The 21,310-nt window shown below is 73.2% G+C and carries 18 protein-coding genes and 2 tRNA genes; 13 read left to right on the top strand and 7 right to left on the bottom strand.

Going from position 1 to position 21,310, the window contains the following annotated elements:
- Window positions 1–185 precede the first annotated feature (185 nt).
- On the top strand, window positions 186–704 hold the full coding sequence (locus MRBLML1_RS16825; RefSeq protein WP_364518007.1) for a hypothetical protein: 519 nt from the start codon (window positions 186–188) through the stop codon (window positions 702–704).
- Window positions 705–801: 97 nt separating this feature from the next.
- On the top strand, window positions 802–4,698 hold the full coding sequence (locus MRBLML1_RS16820; protein WP_364518005.1) for an HtaA domain-containing protein: 3,897 nt from the start codon (window positions 802–804) through the stop codon (window positions 4,696–4,698).
- On the opposite strand, the gene MRBLML1_RS16815 is transcribed toward MRBLML1_RS16820, so the two are convergent.
- The gene (locus MRBLML1_RS16815; RefSeq protein WP_364518003.1) at window positions 4,695–5,648 is read right to left on the bottom strand and encodes a helix-turn-helix transcriptional regulator; all 954 of its coding nucleotides are present in this window, start codon (window positions 5,646–5,648) and stop codon (window positions 4,695–4,697) included. The genes MRBLML1_RS16820 and MRBLML1_RS16815 overlap by 4 nt on opposite strands.
- A gap of 63 nt (window positions 5,649–5,711) precedes the next feature.
- Here MRBLML1_RS16815 and MRBLML1_RS16810 point away from each other — a divergent pair, with 63 nt between their 5' ends.
- Together MRBLML1_RS16810 and MRBLML1_RS16805 are read left to right on the top strand one after the other, a co-directional pair.
- Window positions 5,712–6,716 (top strand): ATP-binding cassette domain-containing protein, encoded by a 1,005-nt coding sequence (locus MRBLML1_RS16810; protein WP_364518001.1) that lies wholly within the window; start codon window positions 5,712–5,714, stop codon window positions 6,714–6,716.
- The gene (locus tag MRBLML1_RS16805) at window positions 6,713–7,531 is read left to right on the top strand and encodes an ABC transporter permease (protein ID WP_364517999.1); all 819 of its coding nucleotides are present in this window, start codon (window positions 6,713–6,715) and stop codon (window positions 7,529–7,531) included. Before MRBLML1_RS16810 ends, MRBLML1_RS16805 begins: the two co-directional genes overlap by 4 nt.
- Here MRBLML1_RS16805 and MRBLML1_RS16800 read toward each other — a convergent pair.
- From MRBLML1_RS16800 to MRBLML1_RS16775, 6 genes are all read right to left on the bottom strand, one after another.
- Window positions 7,528–8,103: a Uma2 family endonuclease gene (locus tag MRBLML1_RS16800; RefSeq protein ID WP_364517997.1), complete on the bottom strand. Its 576-nt coding sequence runs from the start codon at window positions 8,101–8,103 to the stop codon at window positions 7,528–7,530. The genes MRBLML1_RS16805 and MRBLML1_RS16800 overlap by 4 nt on opposite strands.
- 80 nt (window positions 8,104–8,183) lie before the next feature.
- On the bottom strand, window positions 8,184–9,158 hold the full coding sequence (locus MRBLML1_RS16795; protein ID WP_364517995.1) for a DUF2332 domain-containing protein: 975 nt from the start codon (window positions 9,156–9,158) through the stop codon (window positions 8,184–8,186).
- Complete coding sequence (locus MRBLML1_RS16790; RefSeq protein WP_364517993.1) at window positions 9,158–9,982, bottom strand: purine-nucleoside phosphorylase; 825 nt, start codon at window positions 9,980–9,982, stop codon at window positions 9,158–9,160. The genes MRBLML1_RS16795 and MRBLML1_RS16790 overlap by 1 nt, the downstream gene beginning before the upstream one ends.
- Window positions 9,983–9,998: 16 nt before the next feature.
- Window positions 9,999–11,519: a serine/threonine protein kinase gene (locus MRBLML1_RS16785; RefSeq protein WP_364517991.1), complete on the bottom strand. Its 1,521-nt coding sequence runs from the start codon at window positions 11,517–11,519 to the stop codon at window positions 9,999–10,001.
- A gap of 52 nt (window positions 11,520–11,571) precedes the next feature.
- On the bottom strand, window positions 11,572–12,024 hold the full coding sequence (locus tag MRBLML1_RS16780; protein ID WP_364517989.1) for a gamma-glutamylcyclotransferase family protein: 453 nt from the start codon (window positions 12,022–12,024) through the stop codon (window positions 11,572–11,574).
- Window positions 12,025–12,055: 31 nt separating this feature from the next.
- Window positions 12,056–13,246, bottom strand: a complete 1,191-nt coding sequence (locus MRBLML1_RS16775; protein WP_364517987.1) for a S8 family peptidase — start codon at window positions 13,244–13,246, stop codon at window positions 12,056–12,058.
- A 124-nt stretch (window positions 13,247–13,370) separates the two neighbouring features.
- Here MRBLML1_RS16775 and lpdA point away from each other — a divergent pair, with 124 nt between their 5' ends.
- The 9 genes from lpdA to tig all read left to right on the top strand — a co-directional run bounded on the left by lpdA (window position 13,371) and on the right by tig (window position 21,285).
- Window positions 13,371–14,771: a dihydrolipoyl dehydrogenase gene (gene lpdA / locus MRBLML1_RS16770; RefSeq protein WP_364517985.1), complete on the top strand. Its 1,401-nt coding sequence runs from the start codon at window positions 13,371–13,373 to the stop codon at window positions 14,769–14,771.
- A 20-nt stretch (window positions 14,772–14,791) separates the two neighbouring features.
- A complete protein-coding gene (locus MRBLML1_RS16765; protein ID WP_364517983.1) occupies window positions 14,792–15,445 on the top strand; it encodes a hypothetical protein in 654 nt (217 codons plus the stop codon).
- Between the two features lie 211 nt (window positions 15,446–15,656).
- Window positions 15,657–17,024: an NAD(P)H-quinone dehydrogenase gene (locus MRBLML1_RS16760; RefSeq protein WP_364517981.1), complete on the top strand. Its 1,368-nt coding sequence runs from the start codon at window positions 15,657–15,659 to the stop codon at window positions 17,022–17,024.
- 134 nt (window positions 17,025–17,158) lie between these two features.
- A complete protein-coding gene (locus tag MRBLML1_RS16755) occupies window positions 17,159–17,680 on the top strand; it encodes a ribose-5-phosphate isomerase (protein WP_364517979.1) in 522 nt (173 codons plus the stop codon).
- Window positions 17,673–18,509 carry an Fpg/Nei family DNA glycosylase gene (locus MRBLML1_RS16750; protein WP_364517977.1) on the top strand — a complete coding sequence of 279 codons (837 nt, stop codon included), beginning with the start codon at window positions 17,673–17,675 and terminating at the stop codon, window positions 18,507–18,509. The genes MRBLML1_RS16755 and MRBLML1_RS16750 overlap by 8 nt, the downstream gene beginning before the upstream one ends.
- Window positions 18,464–19,555 (top strand): PP2C family protein-serine/threonine phosphatase, encoded by a 1,092-nt coding sequence (locus MRBLML1_RS16745; protein WP_364517975.1) that lies wholly within the window; start codon window positions 18,464–18,466, stop codon window positions 19,553–19,555. Before MRBLML1_RS16750 ends, MRBLML1_RS16745 begins: the two co-directional genes overlap by 46 nt.
- A 96-nt stretch (window positions 19,556–19,651) precedes the next feature.
- Window positions 19,652–19,722: transfer RNA gene (locus MRBLML1_RS16740), tRNA-Gly, on the top strand.
- A 37-nt stretch (window positions 19,723–19,759) separates the two neighbouring features.
- Window positions 19,760–19,832: transfer RNA gene (locus tag MRBLML1_RS16735), tRNA-Pro, on the top strand.
- 70 nt (window positions 19,833–19,902) lie between these two features.
- The gene (gene tig / locus MRBLML1_RS16730) at window positions 19,903–21,285 is read left to right on the top strand and encodes a trigger factor (RefSeq protein ID WP_364517973.1); all 1,383 of its coding nucleotides are present in this window, start codon (window positions 19,903–19,905) and stop codon (window positions 21,283–21,285) included.
- The last annotated feature ends 25 nt before the right edge of the window (window positions 21,286–21,310 follow it).

Here is a 21,310-nt window from a genome sequence, read left to right as displayed (position 1 = left end):
CCCAGTCCGGAGGTCGAGCCGAGGGCGAGGCCGTACGACGCGATGTCGTGGCGGGGGACCGGGGCGCCGAACTTTCGACGGGACAGCGCCCCGGCCTGCCCCCTGGCCTCGAGGGCCGCGCGCTGCGCGGCTGTGCTCAGGAATCGGCCACGGGGCTGGTTCCGATCCTAGAGAAGGAGAAGAACATGAACTCGATCCTCCGCAGCCGGCGCCTGCGCCCGGCGACCGCCGTGGGTGCGGGCCTGGCGGCGCTGCTGCTCGTCGGGGCGACCGGCGGCATCGCGCACGCCGCTCCGGCCCTGTCGCTGTCGGACTCCACGATCGACATCTCCGACGACGTCCCCAACGGGACGATCGCGGTCACCGGCTCCGACTTCGGCGCCTACGACGAGGAGGAGCTGTACGTCGGGGTGTGCACCGTCCGCAACATCGGGCTCTACCAGATCCCCGCCTGTGGCTGGTTCGAGAAGGGCTCCGAGGGCGAGGTCACCGTCGACGGCTCCGGCAACCTGGCCGCGACCCTGCACCTGACGGCGCACCCGATCCCCAACGCCCACGGCAGCATCCCGCTCAGCGGTCAGCCGTCGACGTTCAACTGCCTGACCGAGCAGACGTCGTACCAGGGCTGCCGGGTCGTCGTGGCGAAGCACTCCAGCTTCTCCACGACCATCGAGGTCAGCACGCCGATCACGTTCCAGGCGTGACCCGCGCGCCGCGCCGGGACCGTACGCCGGTCCCGGCGCGGCGTCGTACCCCGCTCTCTCTCGGGCCATCCCTCTCGGGCCACACGAAGGCAGCTCCATGAACCGCACCACCTTCGGCGGCGTCCGCCGCCTGGCCGTGCTCGTCGTCCTCGGCGTGCTCGGCTCCCTGCTCACCCTCGGCCTCGACGTCGCCCGGCCGGCGCCCGCGCGCGCGGCCGGCCCGGTCGCCATCACCGACGGCGCCGTCACCTGGGGCATCAAGGAGTCCTGGCGCCGCTACATCGGCGCCGGCTCCGAGGCGGGTGATGGCGCCACCGTCACCGGGCGGACGCAGGGCGTCGCCGACGGCTTCACCTTCCCCGTGGCGTCCGGCAGCTTCGACCCCGAGACGGGCACCACCACCCTGGCACTGAAGGGCTACGTGCACTTCCGGTCCTGGTACGAGTACCACGAGCCGGGCAAGTGGGCGCTCGACACGAAGTTCTCCGACCTGCGCCTGGTGATCGGCCCCGACGTGCAGGAGATCCGCGGCACGCACACGGGCTACCTGCGCGAGGACCCGGGCGGGGACCTGCACGAGGACGTCGACGTCGTCATCGCCCGCCTCGACGTCGGCCAGGCGAGCACCGACTTCACCGGCGGCACGGCGTCGTGGAGCGACCTGCCGGCCATCGCCGGGCCCGGCTTCTCGATCTACACCGAGGGCACCCCGCTGGACCGGGTGGCGTTCAGCTACACCGGCCCGGGCGCCGTGCCGGACCTCGGCGAGCACTTCGACCGGCCCGGTGTGCCGGTGCTGAAGGCCGGTGCGGAGTGGCTCTCGCGCACGACCGAGCGCAGCTCGGCCGGCGGCGGCCAGGCGCTGGAGCTCTCGACCGGCGACGACGTGGTCTTCGCGGTCAACATCTCCCACACCAGCGGCAAGACGGTCTTCGTGACCGCGCACGACCCGGTGACCCTGGCGCCGATCGGCGAGCCGTTCACCTTCCAGCCCGGGGCCCGTACGGCGAGCGCCCGGGCCCGCCTCGTCCACGGCTTCGACCCCGACACCGACACGCTCTTCTTCCAGACCTTCCGCGAGGGCGCGGAGAGCCGCGACACCACCGTGCGCAGCGTGCACTGGGACGCGGGGTCGCGCACCTTCACCGCCGGCGTCGTCGGCACGCTGACCCCGCGGCCGGCCAGTGGCACCGCCGACCTGGCCACCGGTCCGATGGTGTGGAACCGGGTGACCCAGGAGCTGCTGGTGACCCAGGCGGCGCCGTACCCGGTCGCGGACGTGCTGGAGCAGGACAACCTCTTCCGCTTCACCCGCGACGGCTCCGGCTGGACCCGCGCGGTGACCCCGCTGCGCTTCCCCGGCACCGGCGCCTACGCCGGGATCACCTCCACCTCCTCGGTGGTGTCCTCGACCGCGGTGGTGCCGCGGCAGAACATCGGGGTCTTCGGTGACGGCAGCTATCTCGTCGCGACCGGCCCGACGAGGCTCACGACGGCGAACGGGTCGCAGCCGTGGCCCGCGCTGCGGGTGCGCTTCGACGGCGACGGCAAGGCCGTCGCCGAGCCGGTCGCCGGGACCGTCCCGCGCGCGCTGGCCGAGGACTTCGGCGGCGCCTACTACGGCTTCACCGAGGTGACGCCCGGCGCGGACGGCGCGCTCGTGCTGCACGGCGACGACCAGAGCCTGGACGCCTTCGTCCCGGTGCGGCTGGTCGACGGCGCCGCGGTGGCCGGAACGATGGCGGTCGGCACGGACGTGCTGCCGCCCTACGAGATCTCCGTGCTCGGCTCCTCGATGGCCTACGACGCGGGCCACGACGTGCAGTGGGCCTACGACTACGCCAACACCGAGGGCAAGCCGCTGGGCCTGGTCGAGGACGGCGAGGTCGTGGCGAGCTACGCGGTCAAGGACTTCGCCTCGGCGTACTTCTCCAACCAGTACCTGCGGGTCGCCGAGGACGGCGCGGTCTACGTGCCGATCGCCGACGTGACCAGCGGCAGGTTCGGCTGGCGCCGCTACGCCTTCCTGGGTGTCGCGCCGAAGGTCACCCAGCAGCCGGCCGACGCCTCCGTCGAGCTCGGCGTGGGGGAGTCCTCGGAGCAGGTCACCTTCTCCGCGGCGGCCTCGGGCGGCGACCTGCAGTGGCAGGTACGCAACCCGGGCGAGAGCCGGTTCACCGACCTCGCCGGTGAGCACGGCGCGACGCTGACGCTCCAGGCCGGGCCGTCGTACGACGGGCGGACCTACCGGCTGCTCGTCACGAACGACGCCGGCCGGGTCGCCTCCGCCGAGGCGACCCTCTCCGTGCGCTTCGCGCCGCGGGTCACCGCGGACCTGCGCGACGCCTCCGTCACCGAGGGGGCGGACGCCTCCTTCGTGGTCGCCGCCGACGCCAACCCGGCGGCCACCGTGACCTGGCAGCGCCGGGTCGGCGGCTTCTGGGAGTCGATCGCCGCGGACGACGACGACGTCGTCGTGGAGACGGTCGACGGGACCAGCTCGCTGCGGGTCAGCGGCACCAACACCGACCAGTCCGGCAGCCTGTTCCGGGCCCGGCTGCGCAACGACGCGGGCACGGTCCTGACCCGGACCGCGCGGCTGACCGTGCAGCCGAAGGTCACCATCCCGGCCGAGGGCCTCGCGCTGGAGGGCGTGGTGCTGGAGTGGTCGGGCTCGGCCGAGGTGCAGTCGGCGCCGCCGTTCGGTGGCTCCAACTACCTCTCCGCGGGCGTCTCCGACGGCGACGAGGCGACGTACCGGGTCACCGAGGGCGACGTCACCGTCGTGCACCGGGCTGCGGGCGGCGCCGAGAGCGCACCCACCTGGGGCACCCGGGCGGCGCAGGTCGCCGGTGGTGTCGAGCAGCTGGTCCGGCTCTCCGGCGGTGACGCCGAGCTCGCTGCCGACGGCTCCGGCACGGTGCGCTGGTACGGCACGTGGAGCGTCAACTTCTACGGCGGCCTGGTGCCCTTCTGGCTCGCCGACCCCGAGCTGCGCATCGACGCGGACGGCACGGCAGAGCTGGTCGCCGACCTCGACGGCTACGGCTCCAGCCAGGGCAACCCCGAGCAGCGCGACCCGCTGGAGGAGGTCGAGGACGTCACCGTCGCCACCTTCTCCGACGTCGCGGTGGACCCCGCCGGACGCCTCGTCGTCCAGCCGGAGTACGCCGGCCGCGAGGTGGCCCTGCCGGCGAGCGCGACGCCGCAGAGCCGCACCGGCGCGGGCTGGGGCGCGTGGCCGCAGGAGATGGTCGACTTCCAGCTGCAGACCGGGCTGTCGTCGTACTGGTACTCCTCGGGGGGTGCCGCCGACGGCAAGAAGGCGCCGTCCCCCGTCGTCGTGGACTTCCGCGACGCCGAGCAGGTCACCGGTCCCGAGCCGGAGCCCGAGCCGGTCGACGCGAGCGTGCGGGTGAGCCTCGCCGACAGCGTGCTGGCCTTCAACACCCGGCCCGTCGCGACCGTCCGGGTGAGCGCCCCGGGCGCCACCCCGACCGGTGTGGTGGCGGTGCGCCTCGGCAACGGCGCCGTCGTCCGGGCCCGGCTCACCGGTGGTGCCGCCCGGGTGGTCCTGCCCGGGCGGCCCGCCGTCGGGCGGCACGCGGTCACCGCGTCGTACGCCGGGGACGAGCACGTGCGGGCCGGCAGCGGCCGTACGACGCTCACCGTCACCCGGGTGCTGCCCCGCGTCGCCGTCGTCACGCCGCGGAAGGTCCGCAAGGGCGCGCCCGCGCGGGTCAAGGTGCGCGTCGTGGTGCCCGGCGGTGCCGGTGCCCCGTTCCGCGGGCAGGTCGCCGTGCTCGAGGGCGGTCGCGTGCTGGCCGTGCGCACCGTGACGGCCGCCAGCGGTGCCACCCTGGTGCTGACCGTGCCGCGCTCCACCGTGCGGCGGCTGCGGGCCGGCGTGCACTACTGGTCGGCGGTCGCGCTCGCCACGCCGAGCACGCTGCGGGCCACCAGCCGCCTCGTCCCGGTGCGGGTGCGCCGCTAGCGGCTCGCCCCCACGAAGCGGGCACCGAGCCGGCCGAGCAGCTCCGACAGCTCGGCCGGCTCGGCCACGGTGAAGTCGCAGTCCAGGCCGGCGAGCACCAGCACCGGCCAGTCGAGGGTGTCGGTGTCCATCGTCATCCGGCACCGGTCCGCGCCGAGCGCGGTGACCTCCGCCCACCGGCCCACCGCCGACTCCGCGGTCGCGGCCGGCACGGCGAGCTCGACGACGACCCGGTGCTGCCGCGGCCGGTTCCGCAGCCCCCGGCTGACGTACGCCGCCGCGTCGCCGCCCGGGATCTCGCGCGGCCGGAACCGCTGGCCGCTCGTGGCGGGCGGCTCGGCGATCCGGTCGACCCGGAACGAGCGCCAGTCGCCCCGGTCGCGGTCCCAGGCGGCGAGGTACCAGCGGCGGCCGAGGTTGACCAGCCGGTGCGGCTCGACCCGCCGCGTCGTACCGCTGCCGTCGGCGGCGGTGTAGGCGAAGGAGACGATCTCGTCGTCGCGACAGGCCTGGGCCAGCGTCGTCAGCACGGCCGGGTCGAGGACCGGGCCGCCGCTCCACGCCATCCCCTCGGTCTGGGTCTGCAGCGCGGCCATCCGGCGGCGCAGCCGCGGCGGCATCAGCGCGATGACCTTGGTGAGGGCCTGCAGCGTGGTGTCCTCGAAGCCGGGCACGCCGCCGCCCGCCGCCGCCCGCAGGCCGACCGCGACCGCGACCGCCTCGTCCTCCTCCAGCAGCAGCGGTGCCATCGCCCCGCCGGCCCGCAGCTGGTAGCCGCCGGCCGCGCCGCGGACCGCGTCGACGTCGTAGCCCAGGTCGCGCAGGCGCTCCACGTCGCGGCGCAGGGTGCGCTCGCTGACCTCCAGCCGGCCGGCCAGGTCGCCGCCGGACCAGAACCGGTGGGTCTGCAGCAGGGACAGGAGGCGCAGCATCCGGGCGCTCGTGCTCATGGATCCGAGATTAGTTCGGAATCAGGACAGAAACTGACCTAAAGGCTTCCTAGCGTGGGAGTCATGGAGATCAACAAGCAGATCAGCGGGCCGGTGATCCGCACCGCCGGGCTCACCCGCCACTTCACCCGCAACAAGCAGACGATCGAGGCCGTGCGCGGGCTCGACCTGGAGGTGGGCGCCGGCGAGCTGGTCGCCTTCCTCGGCCCCAACGGCGCCGGCAAGTCCACGACGCTGCGGATGCTCACCACCTTGCTGGAGCCGACCTCCGGCACCGCCACCGTCGCCGGCTTCGACGTGGTCCGTGAGCGGGCCGCCGTGCGCCGCTCGATCGGGTACGTCGGCCAGGGCAACGCCGCCGGCCACCAGTTCCGCGGCCGCGACGAGGTGATGGCCCAGGCCCGCGCGCACGGGCTCTCCCGCCGCGACGCGCGCGCCCGCACCGAGGAGCTGCTGGAGGCCTTCGACCTCACCGAGCACGCCGACCGTCCGGTCGCCCAGCTCTCCGGAGGTCAGCGCCGGCGCCTCGACGTCGCGATCGGGCTCGTCCAGGAGCCGCCGATCCTCTTCCTCGACGAGCCCTCGACCGGGCTCGACCCGCAGAACCGGGTCAACCTCCAGGACCAGGTACGACGGCTCAACGCCGACCTCGGTACGACCATCGTGCTGACCACCCACTACCTGGAGGAGGCCGACGCGCTCGCCGGCCGGGTGATCGTGATCGACCACGGCCAGGTCATCGCCGACGACTCGGCGTCCGCGCTGAAGTCCGCGCTCGGCGACCTCGTCGCGCTGGACTTCGCCTCCACCGACGCCGCCCGGGCCGCGGCCGAGCGGGCGGACCGGGTCGCCGGTGCCCAGGTCGTCCTCACCGGGACGCACGTCGAGCTGCGTGCCGCCTTCGGCCGCGACGCCGCGCCCGGCCTGGTCGCCGACCTGGCCGCCGCCGGCACGCCGGCCACCCGGATCGAGGTCGTCGGGCCCACCCTCGACGACGTCTTCCTCCACCTCACCGGACGCAGCCTGCGCGAGACCCCGTCCACCCCCACCGAAGGAGCAGCGGCATGACCATCGAGATCGATCTCCCCGTGACCACCACGCCCACCCTCGTCCGTCGTACCGCTGTCCAGGGCCGGGCCGTCGGCGTGCTCGCCGACATCGGCAACGTGCTGCTGCGCGAGCTCCAGCCGGTGCTGCGCCAACCGGCGTCGGTGCTCTTCGCGATGGTGCAGCCGCTGGTCTTCCTCGGCCTGTTCGCACCGTTGCTGCCGACGACCGAGGACGGCTCGGCGCTCCAGTGGTTCGTGCCCGGCATCGTCGCGATGACCGCGCTGATGAGCGCCTCCTTCACCGGCGCCAACCTGTCGGAGGAGATCGTCAGCGGCTCCTTCGAGCGGCTGCTCGTCTCCCCGGTGCGGCGCTCGTCGCTGATGATCGGCAAGGCGCTGCGCGAGATGGTGCCGCTGGTCCTGCAGACCCTGGTGATCGTGGCGGTCGTGACGCCCTTCGCCTTCGACCTGCACGTCGCCGGGGTGCTGCTCGGCATCCTCGTCCTGGTGCCGTTCAGCGTCGGCCTCGGCGCGCTCAGCCTGGCGCTGGCCATCGCGGCCAAGGAGCAGGCGTGGATCTTCTGGACCGTCCAGCAGACGGTGATCTTCCCGCTCCTGCTGCTCGCCGGCGTCCTGCTCCCGCTCGACGGCGCCCCGGCCTGGCTGCGCTTCCTGTCCGACCTCAACCCGCTGAGCTATCTCGTCGAGACCGAGCGCGCGCTCTTCGCGGGCTCCTACGACCTCGGCACCCTGGCCTCCGGCTTCGCCGCGTCGCTGGTCGTCGGCGTGCTCGGGCTGTGGGCCGGCGTGCGGCGGATGAACCGGGCCAGCTAGTCGTCCAGCAGGTCCTGCGGGGTGATCGTCACCGCGAACGGCACCGTGGCCGTCCAGGTCTCCTGGGCGGCCACGGCCCTCGTGCGGGTGAAGGTGTCACCGTCGAGCGACCACACCGTCAGCTCCGGCCCGGCCGGGTCGATCGTCCAGTACGACGGGCAACCGGCCGCCGCCAGCAGCTCCTTCTTCGGCCCGAGGTCGAAGGTCCGGGTCGAGGGGGAGTGCACCTCGACGGCGAGGACGGGCGCGACGCGCAGTGCCTCCTCTGTGACGTCGGCACGGCGCACGACCAGGATGTCGGGCTGGAAGGCCGTGCGCTCCCCGAGTCGCAGGTCGAAGGGCGCGACGATGACCTGGAGGTCGGGCGGCACGGCACCGCGCAGGTCGATGGCGAGCGCGAGGACGATCGACTGGTGGCGTCGGCGCGGCGCGGGTGACATCACCAGCACCCCGTCGAGCAGCTCATGCCGGTAGCCGTCCTCTGCGATCGCGTCGCGCTCCGCGACGGTGAACGGTCCCTCGCGCACGATCACGTCCCCGCGCTCCAGGGCCGGCGGCCGGACGAGTGTCATGACTCCCATGGTGCCTCCTGTGGTCCATGGCGACCAGGGTGCAGGACCGGGCGCTCGCTCGCTCCCGTCATCCACAGGCCTCAGCCGACCCACTCCAGCCAGCGGCCGTGCCCGTGCGTCCGGGCCACCATCCGGCCGTCGATCCCGAGCACGAAGCCGGGCTCGTCGCTCGGCGCGGCCGGTCCCGTGGCCGTCACCGACGGCAGCACCTGAGGTGCCTCGTTGCTCACCCAGTGGCAGCGGCCCTCGCCGACGAGCCCGCGGACCAGGGCGTCGTACTGGGTGCGCAGGGGCGGGGGCAGGTAGGCGATCACCGCGCTGTGGAGGACCACGACCGTGCCGTGCGCCGACGCTTCCTCGACGACGCCGGGCAACGCGGTGAGCAGGTCGCCACGGACCAGGACGGGCGGCTCGCGGCGGGCGACCTCGACCGCCTGCCGCAGCCGGGTGCGGCGCTCGTCCTGCTCCGGCCAGACCAAGGTCTCCAGCCAGTCGGTGGCGTCGGGGTCGGTGACGTCGAGCGGGTTGAGGTCGATCCCGCCGCGCCAGGCGACCTCGGGCAGCGTGCGCGGCAGGGGAGCGGGCCCGCGGACCGCGCAGGGCAGCCGGGGCTCGTCGCCGAGGAACACCTCGCCGGCGTCCGTCGCCCACCGGTAGCCCCACCGGTCCGGGTAGAGGCACAGGCCGGCCGAGGCGCCCACCTCCAGAAGCGCGAGCGGCCCGTCGAACGAGGCGAGGGCGGGGACGAGGGTGGCCAGCCGGCCCACCTCGTTGGTCTGCGTGGAGCGCTCCAGGACGGTGGCGCGGATCGTGCCGTCGTCGGCGAGCAGCGCCTCGCGCAGCCCGGCGTACGGCCCGGGCGCGGCGACGCCGTGGTGGCGGGCCGCGGCGAAGACGAGGTTCGGCTGCTGCTTGACCTCCGGCAGGGTCGCGACCCAGGCCCGGACCTCGGGGTCGCCCGCCACGCCGGTCGCCCAGGCCGCGAAGGTCGGCGACTCGGCGGCCTCGACGGCGAAGCGTCGGTAGGACGCCTCGACCTCGTCGTAGGGCTCCATCAGATGCGGGGCACGATCCGGCCGAGCAGGTCACCCATCCGGGTGGCGGCGGCGCGGCCGGCCTCGAGGACCTCCTCGTGGTTGAGCGGCTCGCCGCTCAGGCCGGCGGCCAGGTTGGTGACCAGGCTGATGCCGAGGATCTCCATCCCGGCCTCGCGGGCGGCGATCGCCTCCAGCGTGGTGCTCATCCCGACCAGGTGGCCGCCGAGGATCCCGGCCATCCGCACCTCGGCCGGCGTCTCGTAGTGGGGGCCGGTGAACTGCACGTAGACGCCCTCGTCGAGGTCGGGGGCGATGGTGCGGCACAGCTCGCGCAGGCGCGTGGAGTAGAGGTCGGTGAGGTCGACGAAGGTGGCGCCGACGATCGGCGACTGGCCGGTGAGGTTGATGTGGTCGCTGATCAGCACCGGCGTGCCGGGCGTCCAGGTCTCCTTGAGCCCCCCGCAGCCGTTGGTGAGCACGATCGCCCGGCAGCCGGCCGCGGCGGCGGTGCGCACGCCGTGCACGACGGCGGCGACGCCCTTGCCCTCGTAGTAGTGGGTGCGGCTCAGGAACGCCAGCAGGTGGCGGTCGCCGTCCTCGCCCGGGACCCGGATCGAGCGGATCTTGCCCGAGTGCCCGGCGACCGCGGAGGCGTTGAAGCCGGGCAGGTCGGTCACCGAGATCTCGGTGGTGTTCTCACCCGTCGGGTCGAGCGCCTCCGCCGCGGGCAGCCAGCCGGAGCCGAGCACCAGCGCGACGTCGTGGCGCTCCACGCCGGTCAGCTCGGCGAGACGGGCGGCGGCCTGCTCGGCCAGGTCGTACGGCGTGGGGGTCTCGGTCACGCCGCGAGACTACTCGTCACCAGCCAGCGACGACGGGCTCGGGGACGTAGCCGTGCCGGACCCGCTGCGGGTGGTTGCCGACGGGCAGGTACGCCAGCTCCTTGCCGGTCCGCGTGGAGAGCACCGCGACGGCGTCGTCGTCGGACAGCGAGACCCAGCAGGTCTCGTCGAGGCCCTCGGTCGACCAGTACGGCTTGCCGTAGCCGTGGCCGGTGCTCCTGGCGTCGAAGTAGGTCGCCTTGCCCGTCGTGGCGTCCACCAGGGCGGCGTAGTCGTCCATCGTGCCGGCGACGCACAGCGTGCGGCCGTCGGCGCTGATCGCGATCCCGTGGTGGGCGGAGTCGTTGACGTAGGCCTCGCGCGCCATCGTCGGCACCCGGTTCTCCAGCTGCACGACGTCGACGACCGCGCCCTTCGCCGGCTCCGACTCCCCGCCGAGGGTGTAGCCGCTGCGGCCGTCGAGGTCGGCGGCCTCGGTGTCGAAGACGACGTAGCCGTGCAGGAAGGAGACCTGCAGGTAGAGCAGCCGGCCGCCCGGGTGCACCGCGACGGGGCGCACCGCGCTGCTCATGCCGGGGTAGCCGGCCTCGGCGAGCTCCTTGCCCATGTCCCAGCGGTCCAGGATCTCGAAGGTCTTCGCGTCGACGTACTGCAGCCAGCGGTCGGCCTTGACGGCGCCGTCGAGCGCCGACCAGGGCAGCGCGGCGAGCAGCTTGTCGAGACCGAGCAGCGCGCCGAGGCCGCCCAGCGGGAGGCCGAGCAGGTTGCCGTCGGCGGGGTCGAGGTCGTCGAGCGGGGTGTAGACCCGGCCGATCGAGGCGTGCAGGATCTTGCTGCCGTCCTCGGTGTAGTTGCTCTCGTGCGGGGTCTCCCCGGAGACGAAGGTGCGCAGCCGGTCGCCCACCTTGATCCGGGTGCCGTCGGGCAGGGTCTGGTCGACCATGGAGTACTCGATGACCTGGCGGGCCGTGGAGTCGGAGACCAGCAGCCGCGAGCCGTCGTTGGAGACCTGCATGTGGTCGGTGCGGTAGCCGTCCATCTGCTGCTCGCGCACGATCGAGTCGGTGCGCCCGGCGGTCGCCTTGGCGATGTCGATCCAGACCACGTCGGCGAAGCTCGGCCGGGAGACGGCGAGGTACTTGCCGTCCATCGTGGTGAACATGTCGTCGACGTACTGGTCGTGGCCCTGGCCGGGACCGGCGTTGATCGCGAGGTAGAACACCGTGGCGACGGGGCTCTTGAGGATCCGCTGGGTCTCCTCGGCCTTGTCGGGGATCAGGTTGACGCCGCGCTTGAGCACCTTCAGCGAGTGGGCGTCGACGATGCTCGCGGTGCCCTCCCAGTTGTTGCCGACCCACATCACCGAGCGCAGCCCGGACGCCGCCGGGCGGATCGCGATCGGCAGGTCCTTGGCCCCCTCCTCCTCGGTGCGGCTCTCGTCGGGCACCGCGGCCGTGCCGCAGGCGGCGAGGGCGGCGACTGCGAAGCCGGCGGCGGTGGTCGTCAGGGCGCGGCGGAGCCGGGAGGACGTGCGCATGACCTGACAACGGTTCACATTTTCCGGGGTCACGGCCCCGGCGTGGCTCCCGTCACAGACCCGTGGAGCGGCAGTCGCGGCGGCGCAGCGCCTCGACGTAGTCGGCCGGCGCGTCGGCGGCCTCCGCCGCGTCCGCGATCACCCCGAGGTACGACGCCGAGGGCAGCCCGCCCTCGTAGGCGTCCAGCACGTAGGTCCACGCCACGACCTCGCCCGCCATCGTGGAGATCCGCACCTTCGTGCGGCGGTAGAGCCCCGAGTCGGCCGACTCCCACTGGTCGAGGCTCGGCTCGTCGAGCGGGCTGACGTCGTAGACCGCGACGAAGACCTGCTCGAAGGGGTCCTGCACGATCGTGGCGAGCGAGCCGTCCCAGCCGTGCTCCTCGCCGCCGAAGGTCAGCCGCCAGCCGCTCAGCCACCCGGTCGTCTGCAGGGGCGAGTGGGGGCACCGCTCGCCCATCCGGAACGGGTCGAGGTTGGTGCCGTAGGCGGCGTACGACGTCACGGGGGTCAGGCTAGTGCGTGGGCGAAGCGGGTCAGCGCACGTAGAGCAGGGCGCCACCCGGCTTGCCCGCCGAGCACAGGAACAGCACGCACTGCGGAGCGGTGCCGCTGACCCGGCTCGGGGTGGCGCCACCGACGATCGCGCGGTGGACCGCGCCCGGCGTGGCCGACGGGTAGGTCTGCAGGTAGAGCGCGACCGCGCCGGTGACGTGCGGCGCCGCCATCGACGTGCCGCTCAGCACCTTCGCCCGGCCGTCGTTCCAGGTGGAGGCGATGCCGACACCGGGGGCGAACAGGTCGACGCAGCTGCCGTAGTTGGAGAAGCCCGCCCGGGCGTCCGCGCGGTCGCTGGCGCCGACGGTGAGCACCCCGGGGACACGGCCCGGTGAGGAGCCGCAGGCGTCGGCGTCGTCGTTGCCCGCGGCGACCACGACGCTGACCCCGTCGGCCAGCACGCTGCGCACCGCCGCGTCGAGCGCCGCCGAGGGCGGCCCGCCGAGGCTCATGTTGACCACCGCCGGCCGGCCGGCGCGGTGGTGCCGGACCACCCAGCCCAGGCCGGAGACGAGGGTGGAGGTGTCGCCCGCGCCGTCGCACCCGAGCACCCGTACGGCGATCAGGCGGACCCGCTTCGCCACGCCGTAGCGGCCCGCGCCGGCGGTCCCGGCGACGTGCGTGCCGTGGCCGTTGCAGTCCTGCGGGGTGTTGTCATGGTCGACGTAGTCCCAGCCGGCGACCGCCCGGCCCGCGAAGTCGGCGTGCCGGGTGTAGATGCCGGTGTCGACGACGTAGACGTCCACCCCCGCGCCCATCCGGGTGAATCCGTAGGCGCTGTTGAGGGACAGTGCCCGCTGGTCGATCCGGTCCAGGCCCCAGCTCGGCGTCGGCGTCTGGGTCGCGGAGGCGCGGAAGGTCCGCTCCGGCTCCACCGAGCGCACCCGCGCGTCCGTGCGCAGCGTCGCCAGCAGGGCGTCGGTGAGGGTCGCGGCGAAGCCGTCGAGCGCGGAGGAGAAGAGTGCGGTGACCTTCCCGCCCCGGGCGGTCACCAGGGACCGCGCCGCGGCGGCCGGGTCGGTGCCGGGCCGCAGGGTCACCACCACGTCGAGCAGGCCCGCGCTCGCGCTCGCCGGAACCGGGCTCGCCGGCGCCGGGGCGGGCGCCACCAGCGCCTGCCCCGCGAGTGCGAGCACGCTCGCGAGGACCACGCTGCCGATGCGCACCATTCGTCGACCATCTCCTCTGCCGGGCCGCCCCCCGGCGTACCCGGGGGATCAACGCGGCGGGCCGCCGAACGTGACGCCCGGCACCCTTCGGACCCTGCCGGGAGCGGCGGACTAGGCTGGCTGCGTGACCCACTTCGATGTCCTCGTCCTCGGTGCCGGCCCCGGTGGGTACGTCGCCGCGATCCGCGCCTCCCAGCTCGGCAAGTCGGTTGCCGTCATCGAGAAGAAGTACTGGGGCGGCGTGTGCCTCAACGTCGGCTGCATCCCCTCCAAGGCGCTGCTGAAGAACGCCGAGCTCGCCCACACGCTCACCCACGAGAAGGCCAAGTACGGCATCGAGGGTGACGCGACGATGGCCTTCGGCCCGACGCACAAGCGCTCGCGCCAGGTGAGCGCCGGCATCGTCAAGGGCGTCCACTACCTGATGAAGAAGAACAAGATCACCGAGGTCGACGGCTGGGGCACGCTCACCGGCCCGAAGACGGTCTCGGTGAAGGCGGAGGACGGCTCCACCGCGGAGTACACCTGCGACGACCTCATCATCGCCGCCGGCGCCACCGTGCGCACCGTGCCCGGCGTGGAGGTCAACGGCAAGAACATCGTCAGTTACGAGGAGCAGATCCTCGACGAGAACGTCCCCTCCTCGATCATCATCGGCGGATCCGGCGCGATCGGCGTCGAGTTCGCCTACGTGCTGAAGAACTTCGGCGTGGACGTCACGATCGTGGAGTTCCTCGACCGGATGGTGCCGACCGAGGACGCCGACGTGTCCAAGGAGCTCGCCAAGCACTACAAGAAGCTCGGCGTGAAGGTGCTCACCTCGACCGCCGTCAAGGGCGTCGAGGACACCGGCTCGGGCGTCAAGGTCACCGTCGCGCCCGCCGCCGGTGGCGAGGAGCAGGTCCTGGAGGCGGACAAGTTCCTGGCCGCCTTCGGCTTCGCCCCGCGCACCGAGGGCTACGGCCTCGAGGCGGCCGGCGTGAAGCTCACCGACCGCGGCGCGATCGAGATCGACGACTACTGCCGCACCAACGTCGAGGGCGTCTACGCCATCGGCGACGTCACCGCCAAGCTGATGCTCGCCCACGTCGCCGAGGCCCAGGGCATCGTCGCCGCCGAGACCATCGCCGGTGCCGAGACGATGCCGGTCGAGTACGACTTCGTGCCGCGGGCGACCTACTGCCAGCCGCAGATCGGCTCCTTCGGCTACAGCGAGCAGCAGGCCAAGGACAAGGGCTACGACGTCAAGACGGCCTCGTTCCCGTTCTCCGCCAACGGCAAGGCCCAGGGCCTCGGCGAGGGCGTCGGCTTCGTCAAGATCGTCGCGGACGCCGAGCACAACGAGATCCTCGGCGCGCACCTGATCGGCCCGGACGTGACCGAGCTGCTGCCCGCGCTCACCCTGGCCCAGAAGTGGGACCTGACCGCCGACGAGGTGGGCCGCAACGTGTTCGCCCACCCGACGCTGTCGGAGGCCGTGAAGGAGGCGATCCACGGGATCGCCGGCCACATGATCAACCTGTAGCACCCACCCCGGGACCACTCGTGCGGGCGAGGGCGGGGCTGTCCGGCCTCACGCTCGCGCTCGGCCTCCTCACCGCCTGCAGCGGCGGCGAGGAGGCCGCGCCCGTCCCGCGCTACGACCCGGCCGTCGTACCGGCGCCGGCCGCGACGCTCGACACCAGCCAGCTGACCTTCGACGCCTCGGTGGAGGTCGTCGCCGCCGAGGTGGTGGTCACGTGGTCGGTGACCAACCACACCCAGGCGCCGGTGCTGGTCACCAACCGCGTCCCCGATCGCCGCGACGGCTCGCTCTCGGAGCGCCCGGACCGCACCTACGTGCTGCCCGGCCGTGAGCCGGGCCGGGTCGAGCTCGCCAAGCGGGTGCTGCCCGCGAGCGGCGACGCCGCCGCGGACGCCCGCCCCTCGATCGGGGTGAGCGAGGTCGGCCCGGGGCGCTCGCTCAGCGAGGTGGTCCGGGTGCCCCTGCCGCTGGCGGCGTACGGCCCGCCGGCGCCGGACTACGACGACCTCGCGCTGCCCGAGCCCGCCACCTCGGTGGTGTTCTGCCTCGGGATCCTGTCCGGGCGCGACCCGGCCTGGGGGATCCGCGAGCAGGACGGGATCGTCACCGTCGAGCACGGCCGGGCCCAGGAGGGCCAGACCACCCGCTGCTCGGAGCCGGTCGACCTGCCCTGACCGCGGGCTCAGTCGTCGAGCAGGTCCCGCGGCGTGATCGTCACCGGGAACGGCCGCTCGGCGGTCCAGCTCTCGTCGCCGCGCGACCTCGTGCCTCCTCGTGGTCATGCCCACCACCCGGCACGGACCGCGCCTCGTGCCCGGAAGCTGTCCACAGCCACGCCCGGCGCCCCCGTCCGGGCGGCCCTCGGCGGCTGCAAGAATGAGCCGCATGACCCGTGTCGTGATCCTCGGTGGCGGACCCGGTGGCTACGAGTCGGCGCTGGTCGCCGCACAGCTCGGCGCGGAGGTCGTGGTCGTCGACTCCGACGGCGTGGGCGGCTCGGCGGTGCTCACCGACTGCGTGCCCAGCAAGACCCTGATCGCGACGGCCGAGGTGATGAGCGACCTGGGTGAGGCCGGTGAGCTCGGCATCGAGGTCGCCGAGCCCAAGGTCGACCTCGCCAAGGTCAACCAACGGGTCAAGGCGCTCGCCCTGGCCCAGTCCGCCGACATCGAGAGCCGGCTGGCGCGCGAGGGCGTGACGGTCGTGCACGGCCGTGGCCGGCTGGACGGTCCGGCGCGGGTGGTGGCCACGCTCGACGACGGCTCCGAGGCGACGTACGACGCCGACGCGGTGCTCGTCGCCACCGGCGCCGCGCCCAGGGTGCTCCCCAGCGCCCAGCCGGACGGGGAGCGGATCCTGACCTGGGAGCAGGTCTACGACCTCGACGCGATGCCGGAGCACGTGATCGTGGTCGGCTCGGGCGTGACCGGGGCGGAGTTCGCCAGCGCCTACCAGGTGCTCGGGATCCCGGTCACCCTCGTCTCCTCGCGCGACCGGGTGCTGCCCGGTGAGGACCAGGACGCCGCGCAGGTGCTGGAGGACGTCGCCACCCGGCGCGGGATGACCGTGCTCTCCCGCTCGCGGATGCAGTCCGTGACCCGCGACGGCGACACCGTCACGGTGACCCTCCAGGACGGCCGCGAGGTGACCGGGTCGCACTGCATCCTCGCGCTCGGCTCCGTGCCGAACACCTCCGGCCTGGGCCTGGAGGAGGCCGGCGTCACCCTCGACGACGGCGGGTTCGTGAAGGTCGACCGGGTCTCGCGCACCTCCGCCACCGGCGTGTACGCCGCCGGCGACTGCACCGGCGTCTTCATGCTCGCCTCGGTCGCCGCCATGCAGGGCCGGATCGCGATGGCCCACGTGCTCGGCGACGCGGTGCAGCCGCTCGACCTGTCCGTGGTCGCCTCCAACGTCTTCACCTCGCCCGAGATCGCCACCGTCGGGGTCACCCAGCAGCAGGTGGACGCCGGCGAGGTGCTGGCCGAGGTGGTCGTGCAGCCGCTGGCCACCAACGCCCGCGCGAAGATGCAGGGCATCGTCGACGGCTTCGTGAAGCTCTTCGTGGCGCCCGGCTCGCGCAGCGTGCTCGGCGGGGTGGTCGTCGGGCCGCGGGCCTCGGAGCTGATCCACCCGGTCGCGCTCGCGGTGACCGAGCGGCTGACCGCGGACCAGGTGGCGTTGACGTTCACCGTCTACCCCTCGATCAGCGGCTCGATCGCGGAGGCGGCCCGCCGCCTGCACCGGGCCTGACCCGCTTGTAACTCGGTGTCCGGGCATCCACCACGGACTCCTGACCGGTCACGACTCCGTGGCAGATGCCCGAACACCGAGTTACAAGCCAGGCAGGTGCCCTCGGCGGATCCCCGCCTGAGAGGATGGGCGCCATGCGCGTCCACCTCGGCTGCGACCACGCCGGCCTCGAGCTCAAGTCCCACCTCACCGGCTGGCTGACCGACCACGGCTACGAGCCGGTCGACCACGGCCCCTTCGTCTACGACGCGGTCGACGACTACCCCGTCTTCTGCATCCGCGCCGCCGCGGGCGTCGCGGAGGACCGGGCCAACGGGCTCGACAGCCTCGGCGTGGTCATCGGCGGCTCGGGCAACGGCGAGCAGATCGCGGCCAACAAGGTCGAGGGCATCCGCGCCGCGCTGGCGTGGTCGGAGCAGACCGCGAGCCTGGCCCGTGAGCACAACGACGCCTGGGTGGTCGCGGTCGGCGGCCGGATGCACACGCTGGAGGAGATGACCCGGCTGGTCGAGGTCTTCCTCACCACGTCGTTCCCCGGCGACGAGCGGCACGTGCGCCGGATCGCCCAGATGTCCTCCTACGAGACCACCGGCGAGCTCCCGCCCCTGCCCGCCTCTGCTCGTCGAGAGGGGCAGCTCGGGCACGGCGATGCCTGAGGGGCACACCCTCCACCGTCTCGCGGGTGCGCTGACCACCGTCTTCGGCGATCACCTGGTGCGGGCCGGCAGCCCGCAGGGCCGCTTCGCCGACGGCGCGGCCCGGGTCGACGGCACCCGGCTGCTCGACGCCGACGCGTGGGGCAAGCAGCTCTTCGTCCGTTTCGAGAACGAGCTGTTCGTGCACGTCCACCTCGGGCTCTACGGCACCTTCGACGTGCACGACGACGTGGCTGAGGTCCCGGCCCCGGTCGGCCAGGTGCGCCTGCGCCTGGTCCGCCCGGGGGCGTACGCCGACCTGCGCGGCGCCAACCGCTGCGCGCTGGTCACCGCCGCCGAGCGGGACGCGGTCCTCGCCCGGATCGGCCCCGACCCGCTGCGCGCGGACGCCGACCCGGACCGGGCCTGGGCCCGGATCAGCGCGAGCAGCGCCCCGATCGGCACCTTGCTGATGGACCAGTCCGTGCTCGCGGGGGTCGGGAACGTCTACCGCGCCGAGGTGCTCTTCCGGCACCGGATCCATCCACTTCGGCCCGGTCGGTCACTTCGCCCCGCACAGTGGCGCGCGATCTGGGACGATCTGGTGGTGCTGATGGGGGAGGGCGTGCTCAGCGGACGGATCGACACCGTCCGGCCCGAGCACCTGCCCGAGGCGATGGGGCGGGCCCCGCGCGTGGACGACCACGGCGGCGAGGTCTACGTCTACCGGCGCACCGGACAGCCCTGCCACGTCTGCGCCCGGCCGGTGCGCACCCAGGTGCTGGGCGGTCGCAACCTGTTCTGGTGCGCGCGCTGCCAGCCGGTCTTCCGCAGCCGGGCGGGGCGATGATCGCCGCCCCACGCCGCTGGTTCACCAGCGACCGCGGCATCGCCGTGCTGCTCGCGCTGTTCTCCGCCGGCGTGCTGGTCGGGATCGCGCTGTGCCCCGACGACGTGCCGATCACGCTGGCCTTCCTGCCGCTGGTGATCGCGGTGCTCATGCTCAGCAGCCGCGCGCTGCCGTGGTTCGCGGCGTACGTCCTGGTCGTGCTGAGCGTCGCCTCGGTCCTCCAGGAGTCCTGGACGGCCCGTACGGCGATCTCGGTCGTGCTCATGTACGTGATCACGCTCGCCGTGATCGTCATCGCGCGCGGGCGCCGCGGCCTCAGCGTGGCCCGGATGCGGGGGGAGTCGATGCTGGTCGACCTGCGCGACCGGATCCTCGCCCAGGGCGAGATCCCGGTCCTGCCGGACCAGTGGCTGGTGCAGTCCGCCCTCGCCTCGGCCGGCGGGTCGGCCTTCGCGGGCGACTTCTTCGTCGCCACGGGCAGCGACCGAGGCAGCCGGATCGAGCTGGTCGTGGTCGACGTCTCCGGCAAGGGCGAGGGCGCCGGCACCCGCGCGCTCCAGCTCTCCGGGGCGATGGGCGGCCTGGTCGGCGCGCTGCCGGCCGACCGCTTCCTGCCGGCCGCCAACGACTACCTCCTCCAGCGCGCCTGGGAGGAGGGCTTCGCGACGGCCGTGCACGTCTCGGTCGACCTCGCCTCGGGCGCCTTCGAGCTGCGCAGCGCCGGGCACCCGCCGGCCGTGCAGCGCCACGCCGGGTCGGGGCGCTGGCAGGTGCTGCGCGCCGAGGGCCCCGTGCTCGGCATCGTCGAGGACGTCGCCTACGACGCCTACCGGGGCCGGCTCGCCCCCGGCGACAGCCTCCTGCTCTACACCGACGGGATGGTCGAGGAGCCGCGGCGCGACATCGAGCTCGGCATCGACGAGATGATGGGCGCGGCCGAGGCCCTGCTGCGGCACTCCTGGGACGGTCTCGCCGACCGGCTGGTCGGCGCGGTCGGCTCCCCGGACGACGACCGCGCGCTGCTGCTGGTCCACCGGCGTCCCTGAGCCGGACGCCCGCGCCGCCCTCGGTTACGGCGGGGGAGTGCCCGTGTGGCACGATTGCCCGTGCCTTTCGGCGCGTGCGAGCGCGCCGCGAGCATCGGGGATGTAGCTCAATGGTAGAGCCTCAGTCTTCCAAACTGATTACGCGGGTTCGATTCCCGTCATCCCCTCGAAGTGCGGTCCACCGCCCGCCGGCGGACCGCTCGACGGGGCGTAGCGTAGTGGCTAGCGCGCCTGCTTTGGGAGCAGGAGACCGCAGGTTCGAGTCCTGTCGCCCCGACAGATCACCCGATCGAACCAGCGGGCCCCCGGGCCCGCGACCATTTCTCAGAACCAGTAGGAGATCACCTGTGAAGAGCGCCGTCGAGACCTTGAGCCCGACCCGGGCCAAGCTGACCGTCGAGGTGCCCTTCGAGGAGCTCAAGCCGAGCCTCGACGCGGCGTACCAGAAGATCGCGAAGCAGATCAACGTCCCCGGCTTCCGCCGCGGCAAGGTCCCGCCCGCGGTCATCGAGCGCCAGTTCCCCGGCGCCGCGCGCGACGAGGCTCTCAACGACATCCTCGGCGCCAAGTACGTCGAGGCCCTCGAGGAGAACAACCTCACCCCGCTGGCCCAGCCCGAGGTCGAGGTGCTCAAGTACGACGACGAGGGCCCGCTGGAGTTCACCGCCGAGGTGGACGTCAAGCCGGAGATCACCCTGCCGTCGTACGAGGGCCTGAGCGCCTCGGTCGAGGACCTCGCGGTCACCGACGAGGACGTCGCCGAGCAGGTCGACGCGCTGCGTGAGCGCTTCGGCACCCTGATCGACGTCGAGCGGCCTGCCCAGGACGGCGACTTCGTGGTCATCGACCTGGTCGCCACCCAGGACGGCGAGGTCGTCGAGGGCGCCGAGATCGCCGGCTTCTCCTACAAGGTCGGCAACGGCGGCATGATCGACGGTCTCGACGAGGCCCTCGTGGGCGTCGGCGTCGACGAGGAGAAGACGTTCACGACCCAGCTGGTCAGCGGCGAGCTGGTCGGCCAGGACGTCGAGGTCAAGGTCAAGGTCACCCAGGTCCAGGAGCAGGAGCTCCCCGAGCTGGACGACGACTTCGCCCAGGAGGCCTCCGAGTTCGACACCCTGGAGGAGCTGCGCACCGACGTGCGCGAGCGGCTGACCCGCGGCAAGCGCCTCGAGCAGGCCGCGGCCGCCCGGGACGCCGTCCTGGAGTCGCTGCTGGAGAAGGTCGAGATCCCGCTGCCGGAGACCATGGTCACCGAGGAGCTCAATGCGCGCCGCGCCAACCTGGAGCAGCAGCTGCAGTACGCCGGCATGACGCTGGAGAAGTACCTCGAGGACGAGAAGCAGACCCAGGAGGAGTTCGAGGCCGACCTCGAGCGCCGGGTCCGCGACGCCGTCGCCGCGCAGTTCCTGCTCGACGAGATCGCCGACAAGGAGGAGCTGGGCATCGACCAGGCCGAGCTCACCCAGCACATGATCCGTCGCGCGCAGCAGTCCGGCCAGGACCCGCAGGAGTTCGTCAACCACATGTTCGAGCACAACCACGTGCCCGAGCTGGTCCAGGAGATCCGCCGCGGCAAGGCGCTGCAGATCCTGGTCGAGGGTGCCGAGGTCAAGGACGGCTCCGGCAACGTCCTGGAGCTGAAGAACCTGCAGGCCGACGGCAGCATCGGCGAGCCGGCCGCGGAGGGCGAGGAGCCCGCCGAGGCCGAGGAGACCACCGAGGACTGAGTCCCGGCTCACCTACCCCGTTGAG

It is taken from the genome of Nocardioides sp. LML1-1-1.1 (genome assembly GCF_040676175.1).
GTDB lineage: Bacteria > Actinomycetota > Actinomycetes > Propionibacteriales > Nocardioidaceae > Nocardioides.
Note: the sequence above shows the minus strand (reverse complement) of the source record. Positions and strands in the feature narration are given on the sequence as shown.

What these genes read in the sequence shown, in the direction of transcription:
- MRBLML1_RS16825 (WP_364518007.1), top strand. Translation starts at nt 186, where the DNA reads ATGAACTCGATCCTCCGCAGCCGGCGCCTGCGCCCGGCGACCGCCGTG.
- MRBLML1_RS16820 (WP_364518005.1), top strand. Translation starts at nt 802, where the DNA reads ATGAACCGCACCACCTTCGGCGGCGTCCGCCGCCTGGCCGTGCTCGTC.
- MRBLML1_RS16815 (WP_364518003.1), bottom strand. Translation starts at nt 5,648, where the DNA reads ATGAGCACGAGCGCCCGGATGCTGCGCCTCCTGTCCCTGCTGCAGACC.
- MRBLML1_RS16810 (WP_364518001.1), top strand. Translation starts at nt 5,712, where the DNA reads ATGGAGATCAACAAGCAGATCAGCGGGCCGGTGATCCGCACCGCCGGG.
- MRBLML1_RS16805 (WP_364517999.1), top strand. Translation starts at nt 6,713, where the DNA reads ATGACCATCGAGATCGATCTCCCCGTGACCACCACGCCCACCCTCGTC.
- MRBLML1_RS16800 (WP_364517997.1), bottom strand. Translation starts at nt 8,103, where the DNA reads ATGACACTCGTCCGGCCGCCGGCCCTGGAGCGCGGGGACGTGATCGTG.
- MRBLML1_RS16795 (WP_364517995.1), bottom strand. Translation starts at nt 9,158, where the DNA reads ATGGAGCCCTACGACGAGGTCGAGGCGTCCTACCGACGCTTCGCCGTC.
- MRBLML1_RS16785 (WP_364517991.1), bottom strand. Translation starts at nt 11,519, where the DNA reads ATGCGCACGTCCTCCCGGCTCCGCCGCGCCCTGACGACCACCGCCGCC.
- MRBLML1_RS16775 (WP_364517987.1), bottom strand. Translation starts at nt 13,246, where the DNA reads ATGGTGCGCATCGGCAGCGTGGTCCTCGCGAGCGTGCTCGCACTCGCG.
- MRBLML1_RS16760 (WP_364517981.1), top strand. Translation starts at nt 15,657, where the DNA reads ATGACCCGTGTCGTGATCCTCGGTGGCGGACCCGGTGGCTACGAGTCG.
- MRBLML1_RS16755 (WP_364517979.1), top strand. Translation starts at nt 17,159, where the DNA reads ATGCGCGTCCACCTCGGCTGCGACCACGCCGGCCTCGAGCTCAAGTCC.
- MRBLML1_RS16750 (WP_364517977.1), top strand. Translation starts at nt 17,673, where the DNA reads ATGCCTGAGGGGCACACCCTCCACCGTCTCGCGGGTGCGCTGACCACC.